Origin of the sequence: Oceanibacterium hippocampi (assembly GCF_900172325.1) — a bacterium.
Lineage (GTDB): Bacteria > Pseudomonadota > Alphaproteobacteria > Sneathiellales > Sneathiellaceae > Oceanibacterium > Oceanibacterium hippocampi.
This window is the reverse complement of record NZ_FWFR01000002.1, coordinates 430744-447274: the sequence shown is the minus strand read 5'-3', so window position 1 is coordinate 447274 and position 16531 is coordinate 430744. Positions and strand designations below refer to the sequence as shown.

At 67.5% G+C, this 16531-nt stretch carries 15 protein-coding genes; 7 read left to right on the top strand and 8 right to left on the bottom strand.

Going from position 1 to position 16531, the window contains the following annotated elements; genetic code table 11:
* Positions 1-300: 300 nt before the first annotated feature.
* Positions 301-507, top strand: coding sequence for a hypothetical protein (locus OCH7691_RS13085; RefSeq protein WP_085883977.1), 207 nt, complete (start codon positions 301-303; stop codon positions 505-507).
* Between the two features lie 31 nt (positions 508-538).
* Here OCH7691_RS13085 and OCH7691_RS13080 read toward each other — a convergent pair whose 3' ends face one another.
* Positions 539-2953: a GcvT family protein gene (locus OCH7691_RS13080; RefSeq protein ID WP_085883976.1), complete on the bottom strand. Its 2415-nt coding sequence runs from the start codon at positions 2951-2953 to the stop codon at positions 539-541.
* Between the two features lie 141 nt (positions 2954-3094).
* Between OCH7691_RS13080 and OCH7691_RS13075 the strand changes: the two genes are divergently transcribed.
* From OCH7691_RS13075 to OCH7691_RS13065, 3 genes are all read left to right on the top strand, one after another.
* On the top strand, positions 3095-3694 hold the full coding sequence (locus tag OCH7691_RS13075) for an NUDIX domain-containing protein (RefSeq protein ID WP_085883975.1): 600 nt from the start codon (positions 3095-3097) through the stop codon (positions 3692-3694).
* Between the two features lie 77 nt (positions 3695-3771).
* Complete coding sequence (locus tag OCH7691_RS13070) at positions 3772-4464, top strand: DUF2461 domain-containing protein (RefSeq protein WP_085883974.1); 693 nt, start codon at positions 3772-3774, stop codon at positions 4462-4464.
* Positions 4465-4589: 125 nt separating this feature from the next.
* Positions 4590-6638: an AsmA family protein gene (locus OCH7691_RS13065; protein WP_085883973.1), complete on the top strand. Its 2049-nt coding sequence runs from the start codon at positions 4590-4592 to the stop codon at positions 6636-6638.
* Between the two features lie 36 nt (positions 6639-6674).
* On the opposite strand, the gene OCH7691_RS13060 is transcribed toward OCH7691_RS13065, so the two are convergent.
* The 5 genes from OCH7691_RS13060 to OCH7691_RS13040 all read right to left on the bottom strand — a co-directional run bounded on the left by OCH7691_RS13060 (position 6675) and on the right by OCH7691_RS13040 (position 10123).
* Positions 6675-7157 (bottom strand): RT0821/Lpp0805 family surface protein, encoded by a 483-nt coding sequence (locus OCH7691_RS13060; RefSeq protein ID WP_085883972.1) that lies wholly within the window; start codon positions 7155-7157, stop codon positions 6675-6677.
* Positions 7158-7200: 43 nt separating this feature from the next.
* Entirely contained in the window at positions 7201-7668 is a 468-nt protein-coding gene (locus OCH7691_RS13055; RefSeq protein ID WP_085883971.1) for an RT0821/Lpp0805 family surface protein, read from the bottom strand.
* Between the two features lie 132 nt (positions 7669-7800).
* On the bottom strand, positions 7801-9156 hold the full coding sequence (locus tag OCH7691_RS13050; protein WP_085883970.1) for an ATP-binding protein: 1356 nt from the start codon (positions 9154-9156) through the stop codon (positions 7801-7803).
* Positions 9146-9817: a response regulator transcription factor gene (locus tag OCH7691_RS13045; protein WP_085883969.1), complete on the bottom strand. Its 672-nt coding sequence runs from the start codon at positions 9815-9817 to the stop codon at positions 9146-9148. Before OCH7691_RS13045 ends, OCH7691_RS13050 begins: the two co-directional genes overlap by 11 nt.
* 12 nt (positions 9818-9829) lie before the next feature.
* Complete coding sequence (locus tag OCH7691_RS13040) at positions 9830-10123, bottom strand: PepSY domain-containing protein (protein ID WP_085883968.1); 294 nt, start codon at positions 10121-10123, stop codon at positions 9830-9832.
* A gap of 122 nt (positions 10124-10245) precedes the next feature.
* On the opposite strand from OCH7691_RS13040, the gene OCH7691_RS13035 reads away from it, so the two are divergent.
* A complete protein-coding gene (locus OCH7691_RS13035; RefSeq protein ID WP_139839694.1) occupies positions 10246-10749 on the top strand; it encodes a hypothetical protein in 504 nt (167 codons plus the stop codon).
* A gap of 21 nt (positions 10750-10770) precedes the next feature.
* On the opposite strand, the gene OCH7691_RS13030 is transcribed toward OCH7691_RS13035, so the two are convergent.
* Positions 10771-12330, bottom strand: a complete 1560-nt coding sequence (locus tag OCH7691_RS13030) for a tetratricopeptide repeat protein (protein WP_085883966.1) — start codon at positions 12328-12330, stop codon at positions 10771-10773.
* A gap of 101 nt (positions 12331-12431) precedes the next feature.
* Positions 12432-13661 carry an MFS transporter gene (locus OCH7691_RS13025; RefSeq protein ID WP_085883965.1) on the bottom strand — a complete coding sequence of 410 codons (1230 nt, stop codon included), beginning with the start codon at positions 13659-13661 and terminating at the stop codon, positions 12432-12434.
* A 269-nt stretch (positions 13662-13930) separates the two neighbouring features.
* On the opposite strand from OCH7691_RS13025, the gene OCH7691_RS13020 reads away from it, so the two are divergent.
* Entirely contained in the window at positions 13931-15097 is a 1167-nt protein-coding gene (locus OCH7691_RS13020; protein ID WP_370853113.1) for a CaiB/BaiF CoA transferase family protein, read from the top strand.
* A 145-nt stretch (positions 15098-15242) separates the two neighbouring features.
* Positions 15243-16334 carry a porin gene (locus tag OCH7691_RS13015; protein ID WP_139839692.1) on the top strand — a complete coding sequence of 364 codons (1092 nt, stop codon included), beginning with the start codon at positions 15243-15245 and terminating at the stop codon, positions 16332-16334.
* Positions 16335-16531: the final 197 nt, after the last annotated feature.

Below are 16531 nucleotides of genomic sequence, written 5' to 3'. Positions count from 1 at the left end.
GGCGGGCGGTTTCGCTCCGCCGATTTGCGGCCGCCTCGAACGTCGATGATAGACGATTTGCGTCATGGCGATGCCCGTGCGCGACGGGCCTTCCCGAAAAAGAATTCCGGGCGGGCCTCGGCCGGGACGGGTGGTCGGCGCGGCCCGGTTCCGGTCGCGACGCAGGCGGAAGAGCGTCAAACAAGGTTAATGAAAATGGTTAACAGTACAGATGAGGTGCGGCCAAGCATCATCTTGCGAAAAGCAAGAATTTGGTTAAAAATTGGTTAAAATTATCCGCAACAGAACGGAGGCAGAACAATGATCTTCATAAAATCGGCTCTGTACGGATATGCGGGTGCTGCGCTCGCCGGTACCGCGATCGCCGTATTCGGCTTGATGTTCGGATTTGCCGAGAAGGCGATCATCGGCGCCGCCGCGCCGGCCGGGATCGCCGCCGGACTGTTCGGGTTCGGGTTGCCCTGGGCGCGGCAGGCGCTCGCGTCGGCCCGCCGCGACCCGACCTGATTGAAGGCGCGGGCAGGGGCGGCAGGCGCCGCTATTGCCGCATCTTCGCGCCGGTCGGATCGTAGACCGGTTCGAGTGCCAGCCTGGCCGGGCGCCGTTCGCCCAGGATTTCCACTTCGAAGTCTGCCGCGGCGTCGCGCAGGGCCGGCGGGATGTAGCAGTGGGCATAGCTCCGCGCCGTCCGGTGGCCGTAGGCGCCGGAGGTCGTGAACCCGACCACCCGGCCGTCATGGAAGACCGGCTCGTTGCCGCTCGCGTCGGCGTCGACCGCCTCGATGACGAGGGTGGAGAACATCCGCGCGACCTCGCCGTCGCGCTCGGCCAGCGCCGCCTCGCGGCCGATGAAGGCGCTTTTCCGGAAATCGACGAAACGGTCGAGACCGGCCGCCCTGGGGCCGTAGTCGGGGGTGAATTCCAGCGTCCAGGCGCCGAAATTCTTCTCGAAGCGAACCGAGTTGAGCGCGCGTCCGCCAAACGGACGGATCCCGAGATCGGCGCCGGCGGCGAGCAGCGCGTCGAGCAGGCGGCGGACATAGTCCATCCGCACATAGATCTCGTAGCCGAGTTCACCGGTATAGGAGATCCGGGCGACCAGGGCCGGAACGTTCGCGACCTCGGTCTCGCGGATATGCAGGAACGGGAAGGCCTCGGTCGCGAGATCGTCCGGGCAGAGCCGGGCGAGCAGTTCGCGTGCCTTCGGGCCGGCGATCGCGAAGCCGCCGAGATCGGCCATGCGGGGGCTGAGCGTCACCCCGGCATCGGGCAGCAGGCCGCGGAACCAGCGCAGGTGATAGGCCTCGGCCGCGCCGGAGCCGAACAGCATGAAGCGGTCGTCGGCGAGCCGGGCGACGGTGAGGTCGCCGATGATCCGGCCCTTCGGCGACAGCATGGGCGAGAGCAGCATGCGGCCGGACTTCGGCAGCCGGTTGGCGAGGATGCCGTCGAGCCAGCCTTCGGCGTCCGGGCCGGCAATCTCGTATTTCGCGAAGTTGGCGATTTCCAGCAGGCCCACAGCGTCGCGGATCGCGTGGCATTCCCCGGCGACAACCTCGAAGGCGTTCGAGCGGCGGAAAGTCGGCGTCTCGTGCGGCTCGGTCCCGGCCGGGGCGAACCAGAGCGCGTGTTCCAGCCCGTATGACTGGCCGAAGACCGCGTTCATGTCCTTGAGGCGATCATAGGCCGGCGTCGTCCGCTGCGGCCGGGCGCCGGGAAGCTCCTCGTTCGGGAACGAGATCGAGAAGCGCCGCTGGTAGTTCTCCCGGCTCTTGTCGTGGGTGTAGCCCTTCGTCGCGAAGCCGCCGAAGCGGGCGACATCCATGGCGAAGACGTCCATCGGCGGCTCGCCCTCGATGATCCATTCGGCGACCGCGAGGCCGACGCCGCCGCCCTGGCTGAAGCCCGCCATCACGCCGCAGGCGGCGAAATGATTGCGCAGGCCCGGCACCGGGCCGATCAGCGGATTGCCGTCCGGGGCGAACACCATGGCGCCGTTGATCACCCGCTTGATGCCGGCATTGGCGAGCGCCGGGTAATGCCGGTAGGCGACCTCCATCTGGTCCATCAGCCGGTCGAGGTCGGCGGGCAGGAGCTCGTGGCCGAAGTCCCACGGCGTGCCGTCGCGCGACCAGGGCACGCAACCCTGTTCGTAGGTCCCGATCAGGAAGCCCTTGCCCTCCTGCCGGGTATAGTTTTCGCCCTCGAAATCGATGGTCGCGACCAGTTCCCGGTCGAGCGCCTCGATCTCCGGCATCGCCTCGGTGATGAGATACTGATGTTCCCAGGGGAGGATCGGCAACTCGACGCCGGCCATGTGGCCGACCTCCCGGGCCCAGAGGCCGCCGGCATTGACCACGACCTCGCATTCGATCGTGCCGCCCTCGGTGACCACGCGCCAGCCGCCGTCGGCGGTCGGCACAAGTTCGGTGACCCGGTTGTGGCGATAGACCTCGGCGCCGTTCTGCCGGGCCGCCTTGGCATAGGCATGCGTGACGCCGGACGGGTCGACATTGCCGTCGTTCGGATCGTAGAGCGCACCGATGAAATGACTGCTGTCGACCAGCGGATTGAAGCGTTCGACATCGGCCATCGAGATGAAGTCGAGATCGAGACCGAGGAAGCGGGCCTTGGCGCGCTCCGCCTTCATGTAATCGAGGCGGTCCGGCGAGGCGGCGAGATACATCAGCCCGGTCCGGTGCAGGCCGACCGACTGGCCGGATTTCTCCTCGATCTCGTTATAGAGGTCGATCGTGTATTTCTGCAGGCTGGCGAGGTTGCGGTTCGAGTTGAGCGTGTGCATGCCGCCGGCCGCGTGCCAGGTCGAGCCGGAGGTGAGCTCGGCGCGCTCGACCAGCACGACGTCGTGCCAGCCGAAGCGGGTCAGGTGGTAGAGGACGCTGGCGCCGACCACCCCGCCGCCGATCACCACGACGCGCGCATGCGATTTCATTGCATCGAACTCCCTCGACCATCCCGTTCCGGTCATGAAAGCATGTCAGAGGGAAGAGGGGGCATGGCTGTCCCGTATTGACCTCAGAGCGGTCGAATTGCGACATAGGCGCACAGCGACAGCGCAGGGACGGGCAGGACCATGGGCGAGACAGGCAGCGGCAGGCGTTACACCATCCACGACCGGTCCCGGCTGCTGGACGGCTTCCTGCCGGTCGACACGGTCTCCGTCAGCTTCGAGCGCTTCGACGGCGGCTTCGCCGGGCCGATGGAACGCCGGGTGCTGATGCGGGGCGATGCGGCCGCGGCCGTGCTCTACAATCCATCCGCCGGCACCGTCGTGCTCGCCGAACAGTTCCGCGTCGCAACGGTCGACGGCGGCAGCGGCTGGCTGGTCGAGATCCCGGCCGGGATGATCGACGCGGGCGAAGAGGCGGAGGCGACGATGCGCCGCGAGATCCTCGAGGAAACCGGCTATCGCGTCGGCGCGCTGGAAAGCTGGGGCTGGTATTTCGCCTCGCCCGGCGGCTCGGCCGAGCGGGTCCACATGTTCTATGGCGAGATCGGATCGGGCGATCGGGTCGCGGGCGGCGGCGGCCTGGATCACGAACATGAGGACATCCGCCTGATCGAACCGACACTGGCCGAGGTCTGGCGGATGCTGGACAACGGTTCGATTCTCGACGCCAAGACGCTGATTGGCCTGCAGGGGCTCAGGCTGCGCCTCGCCGGGGCCGGATAGGCGGCGGTTGCTCACCATCGTTGTTCCCGATATGTTCTCATAGTCCTGCTATTGCAGCGCGCGAGGGAGATGACGCCATGACCGACTTTCCGGGCTTTTCACCGGCTTTCTTCGCCTTCTTCAGGGAACTTGCGGCGCATAACGACCGCGACTGGTTCAATGCCAACAAGGATCGCTACAAGGCCGAGGTCGTGGCCCCGTTGTCGAGCTTCATCGAGGCGATGGCGCCCCGGCTCGGCGCGATCTCGGCGCATTTCGTGGCCGACCCGCGCCCCAATGGCGGGTCGATGTTCCGCATCTACAAGGATGTGCGCTTCTCGAAGGACAAGCGGCCCTACAAGGAGCATGGTGCCGTCCAGTTCCGGCATGCCGCCGGCAAGGATGCCCATGCGCCGGGATACTACGTGCATCTGGCGCCGGACGAGATCTTCTTCGGCGGCGGCATATGGCTGCCGCCGTCGCCGCAGCTCAAGGCTATCCGCGAGGCCATCGCGAAACCCGACGGCGGCTGGGACAAGGTGATCGGTGACCGGGATTTCGCCAAGACCTTCGGTGGCGTGCATGGCGACGGGCTGTCGCGACCGCCGCGCGACTTCGACAAGGACCATCCCCATATCGAGGACCTGAAGCGGAAGAGCTTCTTCGGCATGCGGCGGGAGGCACCGGATTTCGCCCTCCGGCCGGATTTCGTCGAGGCCGTCGGCGCGACCTTCCGGGCGGCCACACCGCTGATGCGGTTCCTTACCCGCGCGGTCGGCCAGCCGTTCTGAACGGGATGGAACCGGGGGGCGAACAGTCACCGACATTGGCGATTGTCACGATTGGGACTATCTTCTTCGGATAAGTGTTTCGCGTCCGCGTCTCGTCCTGCCCCCTGACATCCGGTGACCGTGCCATGAAAAAACTCCTGATCGGCCTTCTCGTCCTCGTCGTGATCGTGGTCGCGGCGGCGGTGATCCTGCCCTTCGTGATCCCGATCGAGACGATCCGCGAACAGGTCATCGTCCGTGCCAAGGAGGCGACGGGTCGCGATCTTGCGATCGACGGCGACTTCAGCCTGTCGCTGCTGCCCCGGCTGGAATTGCAGGCCACCGATGTCCGTTTCGCCAATGCCCCCGGACAGGAGCCGGCCGACATGGTGCGGCTGAAGGAACTCGGGATCGAGCTCGAGGTGCTGCCGCTGCTGAGCGGCAACGTCAAGCTCGGCCGCTTCGTGCTCGTTGAGCCCGACATCCACCTGGCAGTCGACAAGGCGGGCAAGCCCAACTGGGCCTTCGGGACGCCGGGCGAGGCGCCGGCCGCCGAAAGCGGCGCCGGCGGGGTCGGAGGGCCGAGCGAGATCAGTCTCGGCGAGGTGCGTATCGTCGACGGCCGGGTCATCTACGACGACCAGTCGACCGGCCAGAAGGTGGTTCTGGAGCAGATCAATTTCGACGTCGCGCTGACCGGGCTCGACAGTCCCTTCAAGGCGAGCGGATCGCTGGTGCAGAACGGCGAGAAGCTGGAACTGGCAATCGATTCGCCGACCATCCGGCCGATCCTGGAAAATGGCACCTCCGAGATCGTGATGAACCTCAAGTCTGCCGTCGTCACCGCCGGATATGCCGGGACCGTGACCGTCGGCAAGGCGCCGCGGGTAACCGGCGACGTCGATCTGGAGATCCCGTCGCTGACGGCGCTCGCCGCCTGGGCCGGGCAGCCGCTTGAGGCCGACTTCGCGACGCCGCTGGCCTTTGCCGTCAAGGGCGCGCTCGACGCAACCGGCCAGAAGGTCTCCTTCAACGAGGCCACGATCGCCTTCGACGACATCAAGGGCACCGGCGATCTGGCGGTCGCGCTTGGTGGCGCGCGGCCGGCGCTCAGCGGGCGGCTCGATCTCGGGCTGGTCGACGTCAATCCCTACCTGCCGAAGGAAAAGGCGGACGCCGCCGGATCGGGCGGGCAGGGCTCCGGCACCACGTCCGGTTCGGGCGGCAAGGCTGCCGCTGCCGGCTGGAGCGACGAGCCGATGGACTTCTCCGGGCTCGGTGCTGCCGATGTCGATTTCAAGCTCAGCGTCGAGGGCCTGCATGTGCAGGAACTCAAGATCGGCCGCAGCGCGCTGGCGATGACGCTGAAGAACGCCGTTCTCGGGGTCGATCTCAGCGAACTCAACCTCTATGGCGGCAAGGGGCAGGGCAAGATCGGCCTCGATGCCTCGAAGGCCGTGCCGGCGCTCAGCGAGCAGTTCGTGCTCGAGGGCATCCAGGCCCAGCCGCTGCTGACCGACGCCGCCGGCTTCGAGAAGCTGGAAGGCACCGGCCGGATCGAAGTCGCCGTCACCGCCAGCGGCAAGAGCCAGCGGGCGATGGTTGAAAGCCTCAATGGCAAGGGCGCGATCAAGTTCGAGAACGGTTCCATCAACGGCATCAATCTCGCCGCCATGGTGCGCAACGTCACGACGGCCTTCTCCGGCGGCGGCGGCGAGCAGAAGACCGATTTCGCGGAGCTTTCGGGCACCTTCACGATCACCGACGGCCAGCTCGAGAACAAGGACATGGTGCTGCTGAACCCGCTGATCCGGGTGAACGGCGCCGGAACCTCGGACCTGCCGGCGCGGACCGTCAACTACCGCGTGACGCCGAAGGTGGTGGCGAGCCTCGAAGGCCAGGGCGGCGCGACCGACAAGAAGGGGCTCGCGGTCCCGGTCATCATCGAGGGGCCGTGGGACAATCTGTCCTATCGTCCCGACATGGAAGGCGTCGTGAAGGACCTGGTGAAGGATCCGGGTGCCGCGGTCGACAGCGTCAAGGACACCCTCAAGGGGGTCAAGGAAGGCGGCGCGGCGGGCGCCCTCGGCAAGGTCCTGCAGGGCGGTGACGGCGGCGCGGCGACGTCCGGGAGTGGCGAGGCGCCGGCCAAGCCGGACGTGAAGAAGACGCTGAAGAACCTGCTCGGCAACTGAGCGCCACCGCCTGAGGGTTACCGGGACGGGCGGCAGTTACTGGCGGATCTGCCAGCTGCCGTCCGGCTGCCGGCAGGCCTCGCCATAGGCCTCGCTCTGGCGGCCGCCGATCCAGACGGTCTGGGTATATTCCCGGCAATAGCGCCCGTCCGAACGATATGTGCGGAGCGGGGTGACGCTGCCGTAATGGCCGCTGTCGGGGTTCTGCCATTCGATCGTCTCGCCGCTCGGATAGCGTTCGAGCGCTGCCTGCTGAGCCTGCGCCGCATAGGTCGCGTCGGCGCGGTCGAGGCTCTGGCCGACGGCATTGCCGAGCACGGCGCCCCCCAGGGTGCCGATGGCGGTTGCCACCAGGCGACCCTTGCCATGGCCGAACTGGGCGCCGGCAATGCCGCCGCCGATGGCGCCGAGGATCGTGCCGACACCCTGTTTCGGGCCGGGCTGGTTGGTCGCGCAGCCGCCGAGTACGAGAGCGCCGGCGAGCAGGGCGGCGAGGGGGAGGGCTGATTTGCGGGTCATTTCTTGTTCTCCTTACGCGTGTCGTTGGCGATGCGGGCGGGGATCAGTCCGGAACCGGGGTGAGCGGCCCGATGATCTTCCAGCTCCCGTCGGCTTGCTGGCAGGCGGTGCCGTACATCTCGCGCGGCTGGCCGCCGATCTGAGCGGTGGTGCTGTATTCCCGGCAATAGCTGCCGTCGTAGCCGCCGCTCACGGACGGAACGGGTGCCGGTGCCGGTGTCGGTACAGGCACGTAGACCGTGCGCGGCGGCGGGGTATAGACCGGCGCCGGGCGCGGTGCCACGACGATCGGGAAATTCAGGAAGAGGGACGAGCTGCTGCCGTGGCGATGGCGGTGCTTGTAGTGCTTGTGGTGCGGACGGTAATGCCGGTAATCCCGGTGATGGCCGTAGCCGTGGCCCTTCCCGTGATAGGACCGATCATGGTGACGGGGGCCGCCGGCCGTGGCGGCGCCGGTCGCCGCGATCAGCAGCGCCGCGGCAAGGCAACCGGTAACGAACAGATTCCTCATGTGACCTCTCCAACGGAGCGCCGCGACCCGTCGCGGCTCATGCAGGTGACAATAGGGAACGCCGTTTGAGCGGAGCCTGAACGCGCCGTTCATCGGCCGTTCATGTTCGCGGCCCCGAACGGCGGGCTTCTATCAGCTGTTCCGGCGCGGCAGGCCCGGCAAGGTGAGGCGAGCCTCGAGACCACCCTGGGCAGCGGTGCCGAGTTCGAGCGTCCCGCCGTAGAGTTCGGCGATATCCTTCACGATCGACAGGCCGAGGCCGGAGCCCGGGACCGACTCGTCGAGCCGGCGGCCGCGAAGGACCGCCGAATCGAGAACCGAGGCGTCCAGTCCCGGTCCGTCGTCGGCGACGGCGATCCGCAGCGCGCCGCCGCTCGTGCCGAGCGACAGGACGACCCGGCTCCCGGCCCACTTGCAGGCATTGTCGAGGAGGTTCCCGAGCATCTCCTCGAAATCCTCCCGCTCGCCGCGGAAGTCGGGCAGGTCGTCGCCCTGCAGCGATATGTCGAGATCGCGGTCGCGGTGCAGTCGCTCGACGGTCCGGACCAGGGCCTCGGCGACCGGGCGCACCTCGGTGCGGGCGCCGATGACCCCACCGGTGGCCGCGGTCCGCGCCCGGGCCAGGTAGTGATCGAGCTGGCGGCGGATCAGCTCGGTCTGGTGCGTGACCAGTTCGCCGAGGCCGGAGCGGTCGCCGGCCGCCTCGTTGCCGAGCACCGTCACCGGGGTCTTCAGCGCGTGGGCAAGGTTGCCGACATGGCGTCGGGCGCGCTCGACCACGGCCGCGTTCTGGCGAAGTAGGGCATTCAGCTCGCGGGCAAGCGGGCGGATCTCGTCCGGGACGCCCTCGTCCAGGGTCTCGGCGCGACCGTCGCGGATCGCCGCCAGGCCGTCGCGCAGCTTGCGGAGCGGTCGAAGACCGAAGCGGACCTGCAGCAGGATCGCGACGATCAGGCCGAGCCCGAGAGCGGTGAGGGAGAAGATCAGGGTCTGCTGGAAACTCGCCGCGGCGGCGTCGATCTCGGCCCGGTCACCGGCCACGGTGACGATAAGCGGCCGGTCGGGCATGGCGGGCAGGGTGATCCGCAGGCTGAGCGCGACCAGCGCCTTGTCGTCCGGTCCGTCGAGAGCGCTTCGGCGCGGACCGCTCCCGCCGTCCGCCCAGGACGGTGCGGCGAGTGCCTGGTCCCACAGCGAACGCGAGCGGGCAATCGCGCCGTCGGCGCCATCGACCTGCCAGTACCAGCCCGAGTAGACTTGGTGAAAACGGGGTTCGCCGGGCGGCGAGGCGGCATCGAGCGCGCCGTCCTCGGCGACGTCGAGTTCCGCGACGAGACCGTAGAGGAGGACCGTCAGGCGCTGTTCGAAATTGTCCTCGACCCGCTCGCGAAAGATTGCCGAGAGAGCGATGCCGCCGGCGACCAGGGCGATCGCCGACCAGATCGCGGCGCCGAGAAGGAGCCGGAAAAGGAGCGAGTTAGACCGCATCACCTTCGCCGGCCAGGACGTAACCGAGGCCGCGGACGGTCCGGATCAGGTCCTGCCCGAGTTTCTTGCGGAGACGCCCGATGAAGACCTCGACGGTATTCGAATCGCGGTCGAAATCCTGATCGTAGAGATGCTCGATGATCTCGGTGCGGCTGACGATGCGGCCACGATGGAGCGCCAGATAGGAGATCAGCCGGTATTCGAGCGCGGTCAGCCGGACCGGGTTCCCGTCGACGGTCACACGCGCGGCCCGGGTGTCGATCCGCATCGGGCCGCATTCGATCTCGTTGCTGGCGCTGCCGGCGGCGCGGCGAATCAGGGCGCGGATCCGGGCCAGCACTTCCTCCATGTGGAATGGCTTGGCGACATAGTCGTCGGCGCCGGCGTCGATTCCGGCAACCTTCTCGCTCCAGCGGTCGCGGGCGGTGAGGATCAGGACCGGCATGACCCGGCCGTCGCGGCGCCATTGCTCCAGCACGCTCAGGCCGTCCATCTTCGGCAGGCCGATATCGAGAACGACCGCGTCATAGGGTTCGGTATCGCCAAGAAAATGGCCTTCCTCGCCGTCCATCGCCACGTCGACGGCATAGCCGGCGTCGCCGAGCGCCGTGGAAAGCTGGCGCGAGAGATCGGGTTCGTCTTCGACGACCAGAATTCGCATGTCGTTCGCTCCCTATCTGCCGATGATCTGGCCGGTCCGGCCATCGACGGTCAGCCCGCGGACGCGACCGTTCGGCTCGAGGATCTTGATCCGGTATACCCAGCGTCCGCCGCGCCGGTCGAGGTCGGCGTCGAGCAGCTTGCCCGGATAGTTCTGGCGGATCGGGCCGAGAATGCGGGAGAGCGGCAGCACCTCGCCCGAGCGGACCGCCTGGCGCGCCTCGTCCTGGCTCACCGCAAGGGCGGGCGTCGCCGCGCCGAGGGCGAGAAAAGCGCAGATCAGGGCAAGGAGTAACCGTCGTCGCATGCGGGAATTCCTAATGCCGGCAAACTGAACGGCGCATGAATGATCGTCTCAGGCGGCATTCATGCACGGTGCGTCATGGTCGAACCCGTTCACTCGGACTAGATCTAACGCAGGAGACGATGATGATGCACAAAACACTGCTTGCCGTCGCCATGATTGCCGCGACCGCCTTCACCCTTCCCGCCGCCGCCGATTCCGCGAAACGCCCGGCCGCGGCGGTCGTCATCCATGTCGACGGCGGCCATGACGGCTACCGCGACGGTCGTAACGACAAGGGTCGGCACGACAAGGACCGTCACTACAAGAAACGCGATTACAAGGATCGCCACGATTACAAGAAACACCATGGCGACAAGCACGGCCGGTCCGACTGGTCGAGGCGTCCGGGCGCCCATGGCAGCCCCTATGGCGGTGGCCGATGGCATCGGGATACCTATCGCCATCCGGCATCGCCCTACTACGAGGGCCGCCATTATTACAACCAGCGCCATTACCGGGATCTCGGGCCGGTCCATTTCGACGGCCGCCACTACTGGCGGAACGGCCGCGACGCGCGCGGCGGATGGGTCCGCCTTGCCATCGACCCGCGGTCCGGTCTGATCGTCGCCGTGATCCCGTTCCGCTAGGACGGCCTCATGCCCCGTCGTTCAGTCCGGGTAACAGTTGAACGACAGGCTGATTCGTTCCGCCTCGTCGGTAAACGGCACGGTTCGATGGAACAATGCCGATGGGAACAGCACCAGAAGACCGGGTTCGGGCCGCACCAGATGAACCAGCGGTTCGAACCCGGCGGTGAAGAACGGGGTCGGCCGGCCGAACTCGATCCAGCCTTCGGGGTTCTCCGGGCTGGTTCCGTTCATGTCGGGGAGAGTCGCGTAATAGGCTCCGGACAGCCAGGAATGTTCGTGGATATGGCTGTCGATCAGGCCCCCGGCGCGGGTCAGCGTCGCCCAACTGACCATGTGATAGGCCTTTGGCCGGGCCCGCAGGATCGGGTGCGAGGGCTCGATCGGCAGCGCCGTCCGGTAATCCTCGATCGCCCGGCGGACGGCACCGATGAAGGCGGCGTGGGCCGGGCTCGGGTCGGCCAGCAGGTTGTCGGTCAGCGCGGCGCCGTGGGCGACACGACCCTCCGGATCGAACCGCAGGGTCGGATGGGCACGGATCTCCGCCGCGAGCTTGCGATTGAGCTCGGCATGATCGGCGAAGCCCTCCGGCAGCGGCAGCAGCGCCGGGCGGACCAGCCGCCTGTAATCCATCAGGGGGGCAGCCAGCTCGCCATGACTGAGCGCCTGCAACGTAACGAAAAGCGCGGCGACGCATTCAGCGTGGCTCGGCGACCGGTTTTCCGGATCGCGGGCGAGGCTGGTCTCGAAGGCGGCGCGTGCCGCCTCGACGCGGTTAAGCTTGTAAGCCGCGGCCCCGGCCAGGTAATGCGCCTCGGCGGAGTCCGGATCGGCCTCGATCGCCCTGGACGCGGCTGCTTCCGCCGCCTCGTAATCGCCGGCCAGGATCGCGGCGCGGGCGAGGCCGACCTGGGCGGAGAGCGCCCGGGGCGCCAGCGCGGCGGCCTCCCGGGCGGCGGCCAACGCCTCTGCCCGGCGGCCGGGGGCGCCGATGACCTGGGCGAGGATCTCGTGCGCCCGTGCCAGTCCCGGGCGCGCGGCGATGGCGCGGCGCAGCAATGCCTCGGCCTCGTCGCGGTGTTCCGTCTGGTAGCGGTTGGCGAGCAGGGCGGCCAGGTTGACCATTGCCTCGACCATGCCGGGGGCGTGCGCGAGCGCCTTGCGGAAATGTCGCTCGGCCTCTTCCAGCGCGCCGCGCCGGCGCAGCAGGTCGCCGAGGTTGTTCAGCGCGGCCGGATCGTCCGGGGCGCGTTCGAGACAGGCGCGGATGCTCGCCTCGGCCTCCTCGGTCCGTCCGGCTGCGGTCAGTGCGATCGCCAGGTTGAAATGATTGCGGGGATCGTCGCCCGCGCGCCGGACCAGCATCCTGAAGCAGTCGACGGCGGCGCCCGCCTGGCCGAGGCCGAGCCGGGCGGCGCCGAGCAGGGAACGCGTCGTGTCATCCCGGGGGTCGGCCTTGAGCGCCTTTTCGTAGGCCCGTGCCGCCTCCTTCAGCCGTCCGGCCTTGTGCAGCGCGCGACCCTCGCCGGCGGCATCGACGCCGGCCTTCGTTCGTGCTCTCGCTGATCCTGTCGTTCTCATTCGTGCCGTCGTTTCCTGGCCGCCACGGGAGGCCGGGCGCTCCCGTTCAGTGCGGCGGATGGTGACAATTTTTTGCCGCCCCGTCCACCCGGCGGCGCGTCTCAGGCGGCGGTACGGGTGAGCCGCGGGGTCGCCATGTTGAGCCCGAGGAAGAGCAGGGCCGCGGCGAGGGTGTATCCGGCCATCGCCAGGATCTGGTCGGTGATGTCGATCCCGAGATCGATCAGGGCGCCCATCATGCCGGGTGCGACGCCGGTGGCGAAGACCATCGAGGCGACCGCCAGTGCCCGGATCGCGCCGAGATGGCGGGTGCCGTAGATCTCCGCCCACAGGGCGCCGAGCAGGGTCGTCGCGGCCCCGGCGGTGAAGCCGCTGAGCGCCATGAAGGCCAGCGGCGTCCAGGGTGCCGTTCCGAACGCGAGAAGGACCAGGGCGCTGGCCAGCGGCAGCAGGTAGACCGGCAGCAGCCGCCCGGAGCCCCAGCGGTCGGTGGCGATCCCGTAGAGCAGCGAGGCGCTGACCGCGGCCAGCGAATAGGCCGGGTAGGCGACGGCGAAGGCGGCAAGGCTCCAGCCCTTGACCTCGACCAGATGGACCTGGTTGAAGATCACCCCGGTCAGGATGAAGGGCGGGGCGAGCAGGCCCGGCATGAGGGCGTAGAACAGCGGGTCGCGAAGCACCTCGCCGCGGGTCCAGTCGCGCGGCGCGGTTCCGTCATCGTCGCCACCGTCGGCGCGGTAGCCCTTCGGGGTGCGGCCACGGCTGAGCAGCAGGAGCATCGCCGGCAGCAGGACCGCGAGCAGGACGCCGGCGGCGACCAGCCAGGTCTCGCGCCAGCCGATCCATGCGACGAGGGCCACGGCGACGATCGGGAAGAGTGCCTCGCCGGCCGGGAAGCCCATGGCGGCGATGGCGATCGCCTGGCCCCGCTGCGCCCGGTACCAGCGCCCCATGGCGGTGAAGGCGAGATGGCTCAGCATGCCCTGGCCGAGCAGCCTGAGAGCGTAGAAGACGACGACGAGCATGATCGGCGAGAATACCGACGCCATGGCGATTGCCGCCAGCGCAAGGCCGACGATCGTCATCGACGCGAGCCGGGCAAGCGGCTGGCTGTCCGCCAGCTTGCCGAGCCAGACCAGGGTCGCCGCGCTGGACAGGGTCGCGATCGTGTAGAGGCCGCCGAACTCGCCATGACTGAGACCGAACAGGTCCCGGAGATCGCCGGAGAACAGCGAGATGAAATAGGTCTGGCCGAAACTGGACGAGAAGCTGAGCAGGAAGCCGGCGCCAAGCCAGCGAAGATTGCTGCGGATGAAGTCGATATTCAGCATCGCGGAAGTCCCGTTCGTACGGACGCGGCTGGCAGGGCGCCCGGGATAGCGTGTCTCGCCTCTGAGCCGGATCGCGCGGAGCGGTCCCGCGCGGTTGCAGGTATCGGCCGACCCCGGCCGGGCGGCGGCGCGAAGGCGACCATGATCCGGAATCGGCGATGCTGCAAGGTCCGGCATGCCTGTCCCGGCGGGAACAGGATGGTCAGGGAAATCGGATACCGCTAGCCTTGGCCGAAATTCGTAGCGTCGAGCAATCTGGGGGAAGTGCCGTGGGGCCGCTCAAGGGTAGGAAGATCGTTGAAATCGCCGGGATCGGGCCGGGTCCGATGTGCGCAATGTTGCTTGCCGATCTCGGCGCCGAGGTCGTCCGCGTCGACCGGACCGTCGATTCCGGGCTCGGGCTCCGGCGGGGCAAGGGCGACGATTCGGCGTATAACCTGCTCGCCCGCGGCCGGAAGTCGGTTGCCGTCGATCTGAAGAAGCCGGAGGGGGTCGAGACCGTGCTCCGCCTGGTCGAGCAGGCCGACGGGCTCATCGAGGGTTTCCGGCCCGGCGTCACCGAACGCCTCGGTATCGGGCCGGATGTCTGCCTCGAACGAAATCCCCGCCTGGTCTACGGCCGGATGACGGGTTGGGGGCAGCATGGCCCGCTCGCCCAGGCGGCCGGACACGACATCAATTACATCGCGCTCACCGGGGCCCTGCATGCCATCGGGCGCAAGGACAGCGGGCCGGTGCCACCGCTCAACCTGGTCGGCGATTTCGGCGGCGGCGCGCTTTACCTGGCATTCGGCATCGTTGCCGCGATGCTCGAGGCGGAGCGTTCCGGCAAGGGGCAGGTCGTTGACGCGGCGATGACCGACGGCGCCGCGTCGCTGATGACCATCTTCTACGGCATGCATGCCTCGGGCATGTGGCGGGACGAGCGTGGCGTGAACGTTCTCGATACCGGGTCGCATTTCTACGAGGTCTACGAGACCGCCGATGGCAAGCATGTCTCGATCGGCTCGATCGAGCCGAAATTCTATGCCGAACTGGTCCGTCTCGCGGGTCTCGAGGGCGAAGAACTTGCGCCGCAAATGGACCCCGCCAACTGGCCGGGCCTGCGGGCGCGATTCGCCGAGATCTTCCGCCGCAAGACCCGGGAGGAATGGTGCGCGATCATGGAAGGCACCGATGTCTGTTTCGCGCCCGTGCTGTCGCTTGCCGAAGCGCCCGGCCATCCACACAACAAGGCACGCGAGACCTTCGTCGAGGTTGCGGGAATCGTCCAGCCCAACGTCGCGCCGCGCTTCAGCCGCACTCCCGGCGCGGTACGGATGCCGCCCGCCAAGGCAGGCGAACATTCCCGGGAGATTCTCGCCGATTGGGGGTTTTCCGAGCAGGAAATAGGCAGTCTGCTCGCGAACAAGGCAGTCCTCCAGCAAGAGGTGTAGCGGATCGGCCACGCTCCGGCAGGGCAGTTTCGCGATGCAGCAATTCTATATTGCATGCGCGTTCAAGAGAGCGCTTGGTTGGCATCGCTATTGCTTGTAGTGAAGTAACGGGACTGGCTGTTCCGTCTTTCGGGAGCCTTTGAACATGCGAAGACTATTATTCGGAACGACGGCGCTCGGCGCCGTCGCGTTCGCCGCTGCCACGGCGCAGGCCGCCGAGCCGATCCAGATCGGCGTTGGCGGCTTTTTCAGTGCCTTCGGCGTCTACGTGAACGAAGACGACGGCGCCGGCGAGCCCGGCGCGGGAACCCGTGACTATTATCTGGCCCGTGAAGGCGAGATCATCTTCTCGGGTTCGACCGTGCTCGACAATGGCCTCAGGGTCGGCGTCAACGTCCAGCTCGAAGCGGAGACCTGCGGGGACCAGATTGACGAAAGCTACGTCTTCCTGGCCGGCAACTGGGGCGAGATCCGGCTCGGCTCGGACGATCCGGTCACCGATGCCTTCTCCACGGGTTACATGACGGTCGTCCCGGAACACGGCATCAACGACCCGACCCATTTCCATGTTCATATCGGGGCGAACTCGCTGGAGACCCCGATCACGACGCTCGGAATCGGCGGTGACTCGGAGAAGGTCAGTTACTTCAGCCCGACCTTCTCAGGCTTTCAGTTCGGTGTCTCCTACACCCCCGACAATTGCGAAGAGGGCGGTTGCGGCGGTACCTACAGCGGCAGCGAGACCGACAATGATCCGTCCGAGCAGGGCGACATCATCGAGGTCGCAGCGATGTACGAGGGCGAGTTCCGGGGCATCGGCATCGCGCTCAGCACCGGCTATTCGCGCGGCGAACTCGAAGCCGATGCCGGCGGCGACGACGATCAGGAAGTCTGGGGTTTCGGCGCCGTCCTGTCCTACATGGACTGGTCGGTCGGCGGCGGCTTCCGGCATGACAATCTGGGCAGCGACAACTTCGACCGGCGCGACTGGACGGTCGGCGTGAACTACAACCCTGGCCCGTGGGGCGTCAGCCTCGAATATGGCGAGGCCGAGCAGGAGACGGCGGCCGGTGACGACGAGGTTCGCGGTGTCGAGCTCGGCTTTGCCTATGCGGTCGGACCGGGCGTGACCTTCGGCGCCGCGCTGCAATACTGGGACCTGGAATCGGGCGCCAACAATCCGGCGGCCGAGAACGAGGCCTGGGTCGTTTCGGTCGGTACGATGCTCGAGTTCTGACGGGCGTTCTTCGATCGTCCTGATGCGACGGGGCCGGCCAGCAAGGCCGGCCCTTTTCGTTTTTCATCGGTATTGGTGACCGGCTGCCGGTGGGGCCTCGGGATGCGTGGCCGGTGGCGCCCGTTCGTTAAGGAGTTGTTCAGGGATTTGAACTGAAATGATTTCCTTCGGCGTCGTGATCGATACTCCGGCAAGGG

Bases quoted from the DNA above. Each gene is read 5' to 3' on its own strand.
- OCH7691_RS13085 (WP_085883977.1), top strand. From the start codon at position 301: ATGATCTTCATAAAATCGGCTCTGTACGGATATGCGGGTGCTGCGCTC.
- OCH7691_RS13080 (WP_085883976.1), bottom strand. From the start codon at position 2,953: ATGAAATCGCATGCGCGCGTCGTGGTGATCGGCGGCGGGGTGGTCGGC.
- OCH7691_RS13075 (WP_085883975.1), top strand. From the start codon at position 3,095: ATGGGCGAGACAGGCAGCGGCAGGCGTTACACCATCCACGACCGGTCC.
- OCH7691_RS13070 (WP_085883974.1), top strand. From the start codon at position 3,772: ATGACCGACTTTCCGGGCTTTTCACCGGCTTTCTTCGCCTTCTTCAGG.
- OCH7691_RS13065 (WP_085883973.1), top strand. From the start codon at position 4,590: ATGAAAAAACTCCTGATCGGCCTTCTCGTCCTCGTCGTGATCGTGGTC.
- OCH7691_RS13060 (WP_085883972.1), bottom strand. From the start codon at position 7,157: ATGACCCGCAAATCAGCCCTCCCCCTCGCCGCCCTGCTCGCCGGCGCT.
- OCH7691_RS13055 (WP_085883971.1), bottom strand. From the start codon at position 7,668: ATGAGGAATCTGTTCGTTACCGGTTGCCTTGCCGCGGCGCTGCTGATC.
- OCH7691_RS13050 (WP_085883970.1), bottom strand. From the start codon at position 9,156: ATGCGGTCTAACTCGCTCCTTTTCCGGCTCCTTCTCGGCGCCGCGATC.
- OCH7691_RS13045 (WP_085883969.1), bottom strand. From the start codon at position 9,817: ATGCGAATTCTGGTCGTCGAAGACGAACCCGATCTCTCGCGCCAGCTT.
- OCH7691_RS13040 (WP_085883968.1), bottom strand. From the start codon at position 10,123: ATGCGACGACGGTTACTCCTTGCCCTGATCTGCGCTTTTCTCGCCCTC.
- OCH7691_RS13035 (WP_139839694.1), top strand. From the start codon at position 10,246: ATGATGCACAAAACACTGCTTGCCGTCGCCATGATTGCCGCGACCGCC.
- OCH7691_RS13030 (WP_085883966.1), bottom strand. From the start codon at position 12,330: ATGAGAACGACAGGATCAGCGAGAGCACGAACGAAGGCCGGCGTCGAT.
- OCH7691_RS13025 (WP_085883965.1), bottom strand. From the start codon at position 13,661: ATGCTGAATATCGACTTCATCCGCAGCAATCTTCGCTGGCTTGGCGCC.
- OCH7691_RS13015 (WP_139839692.1), top strand. From the start codon at position 15,243: ATGCGAAGACTATTATTCGGAACGACGGCGCTCGGCGCCGTCGCGTTC.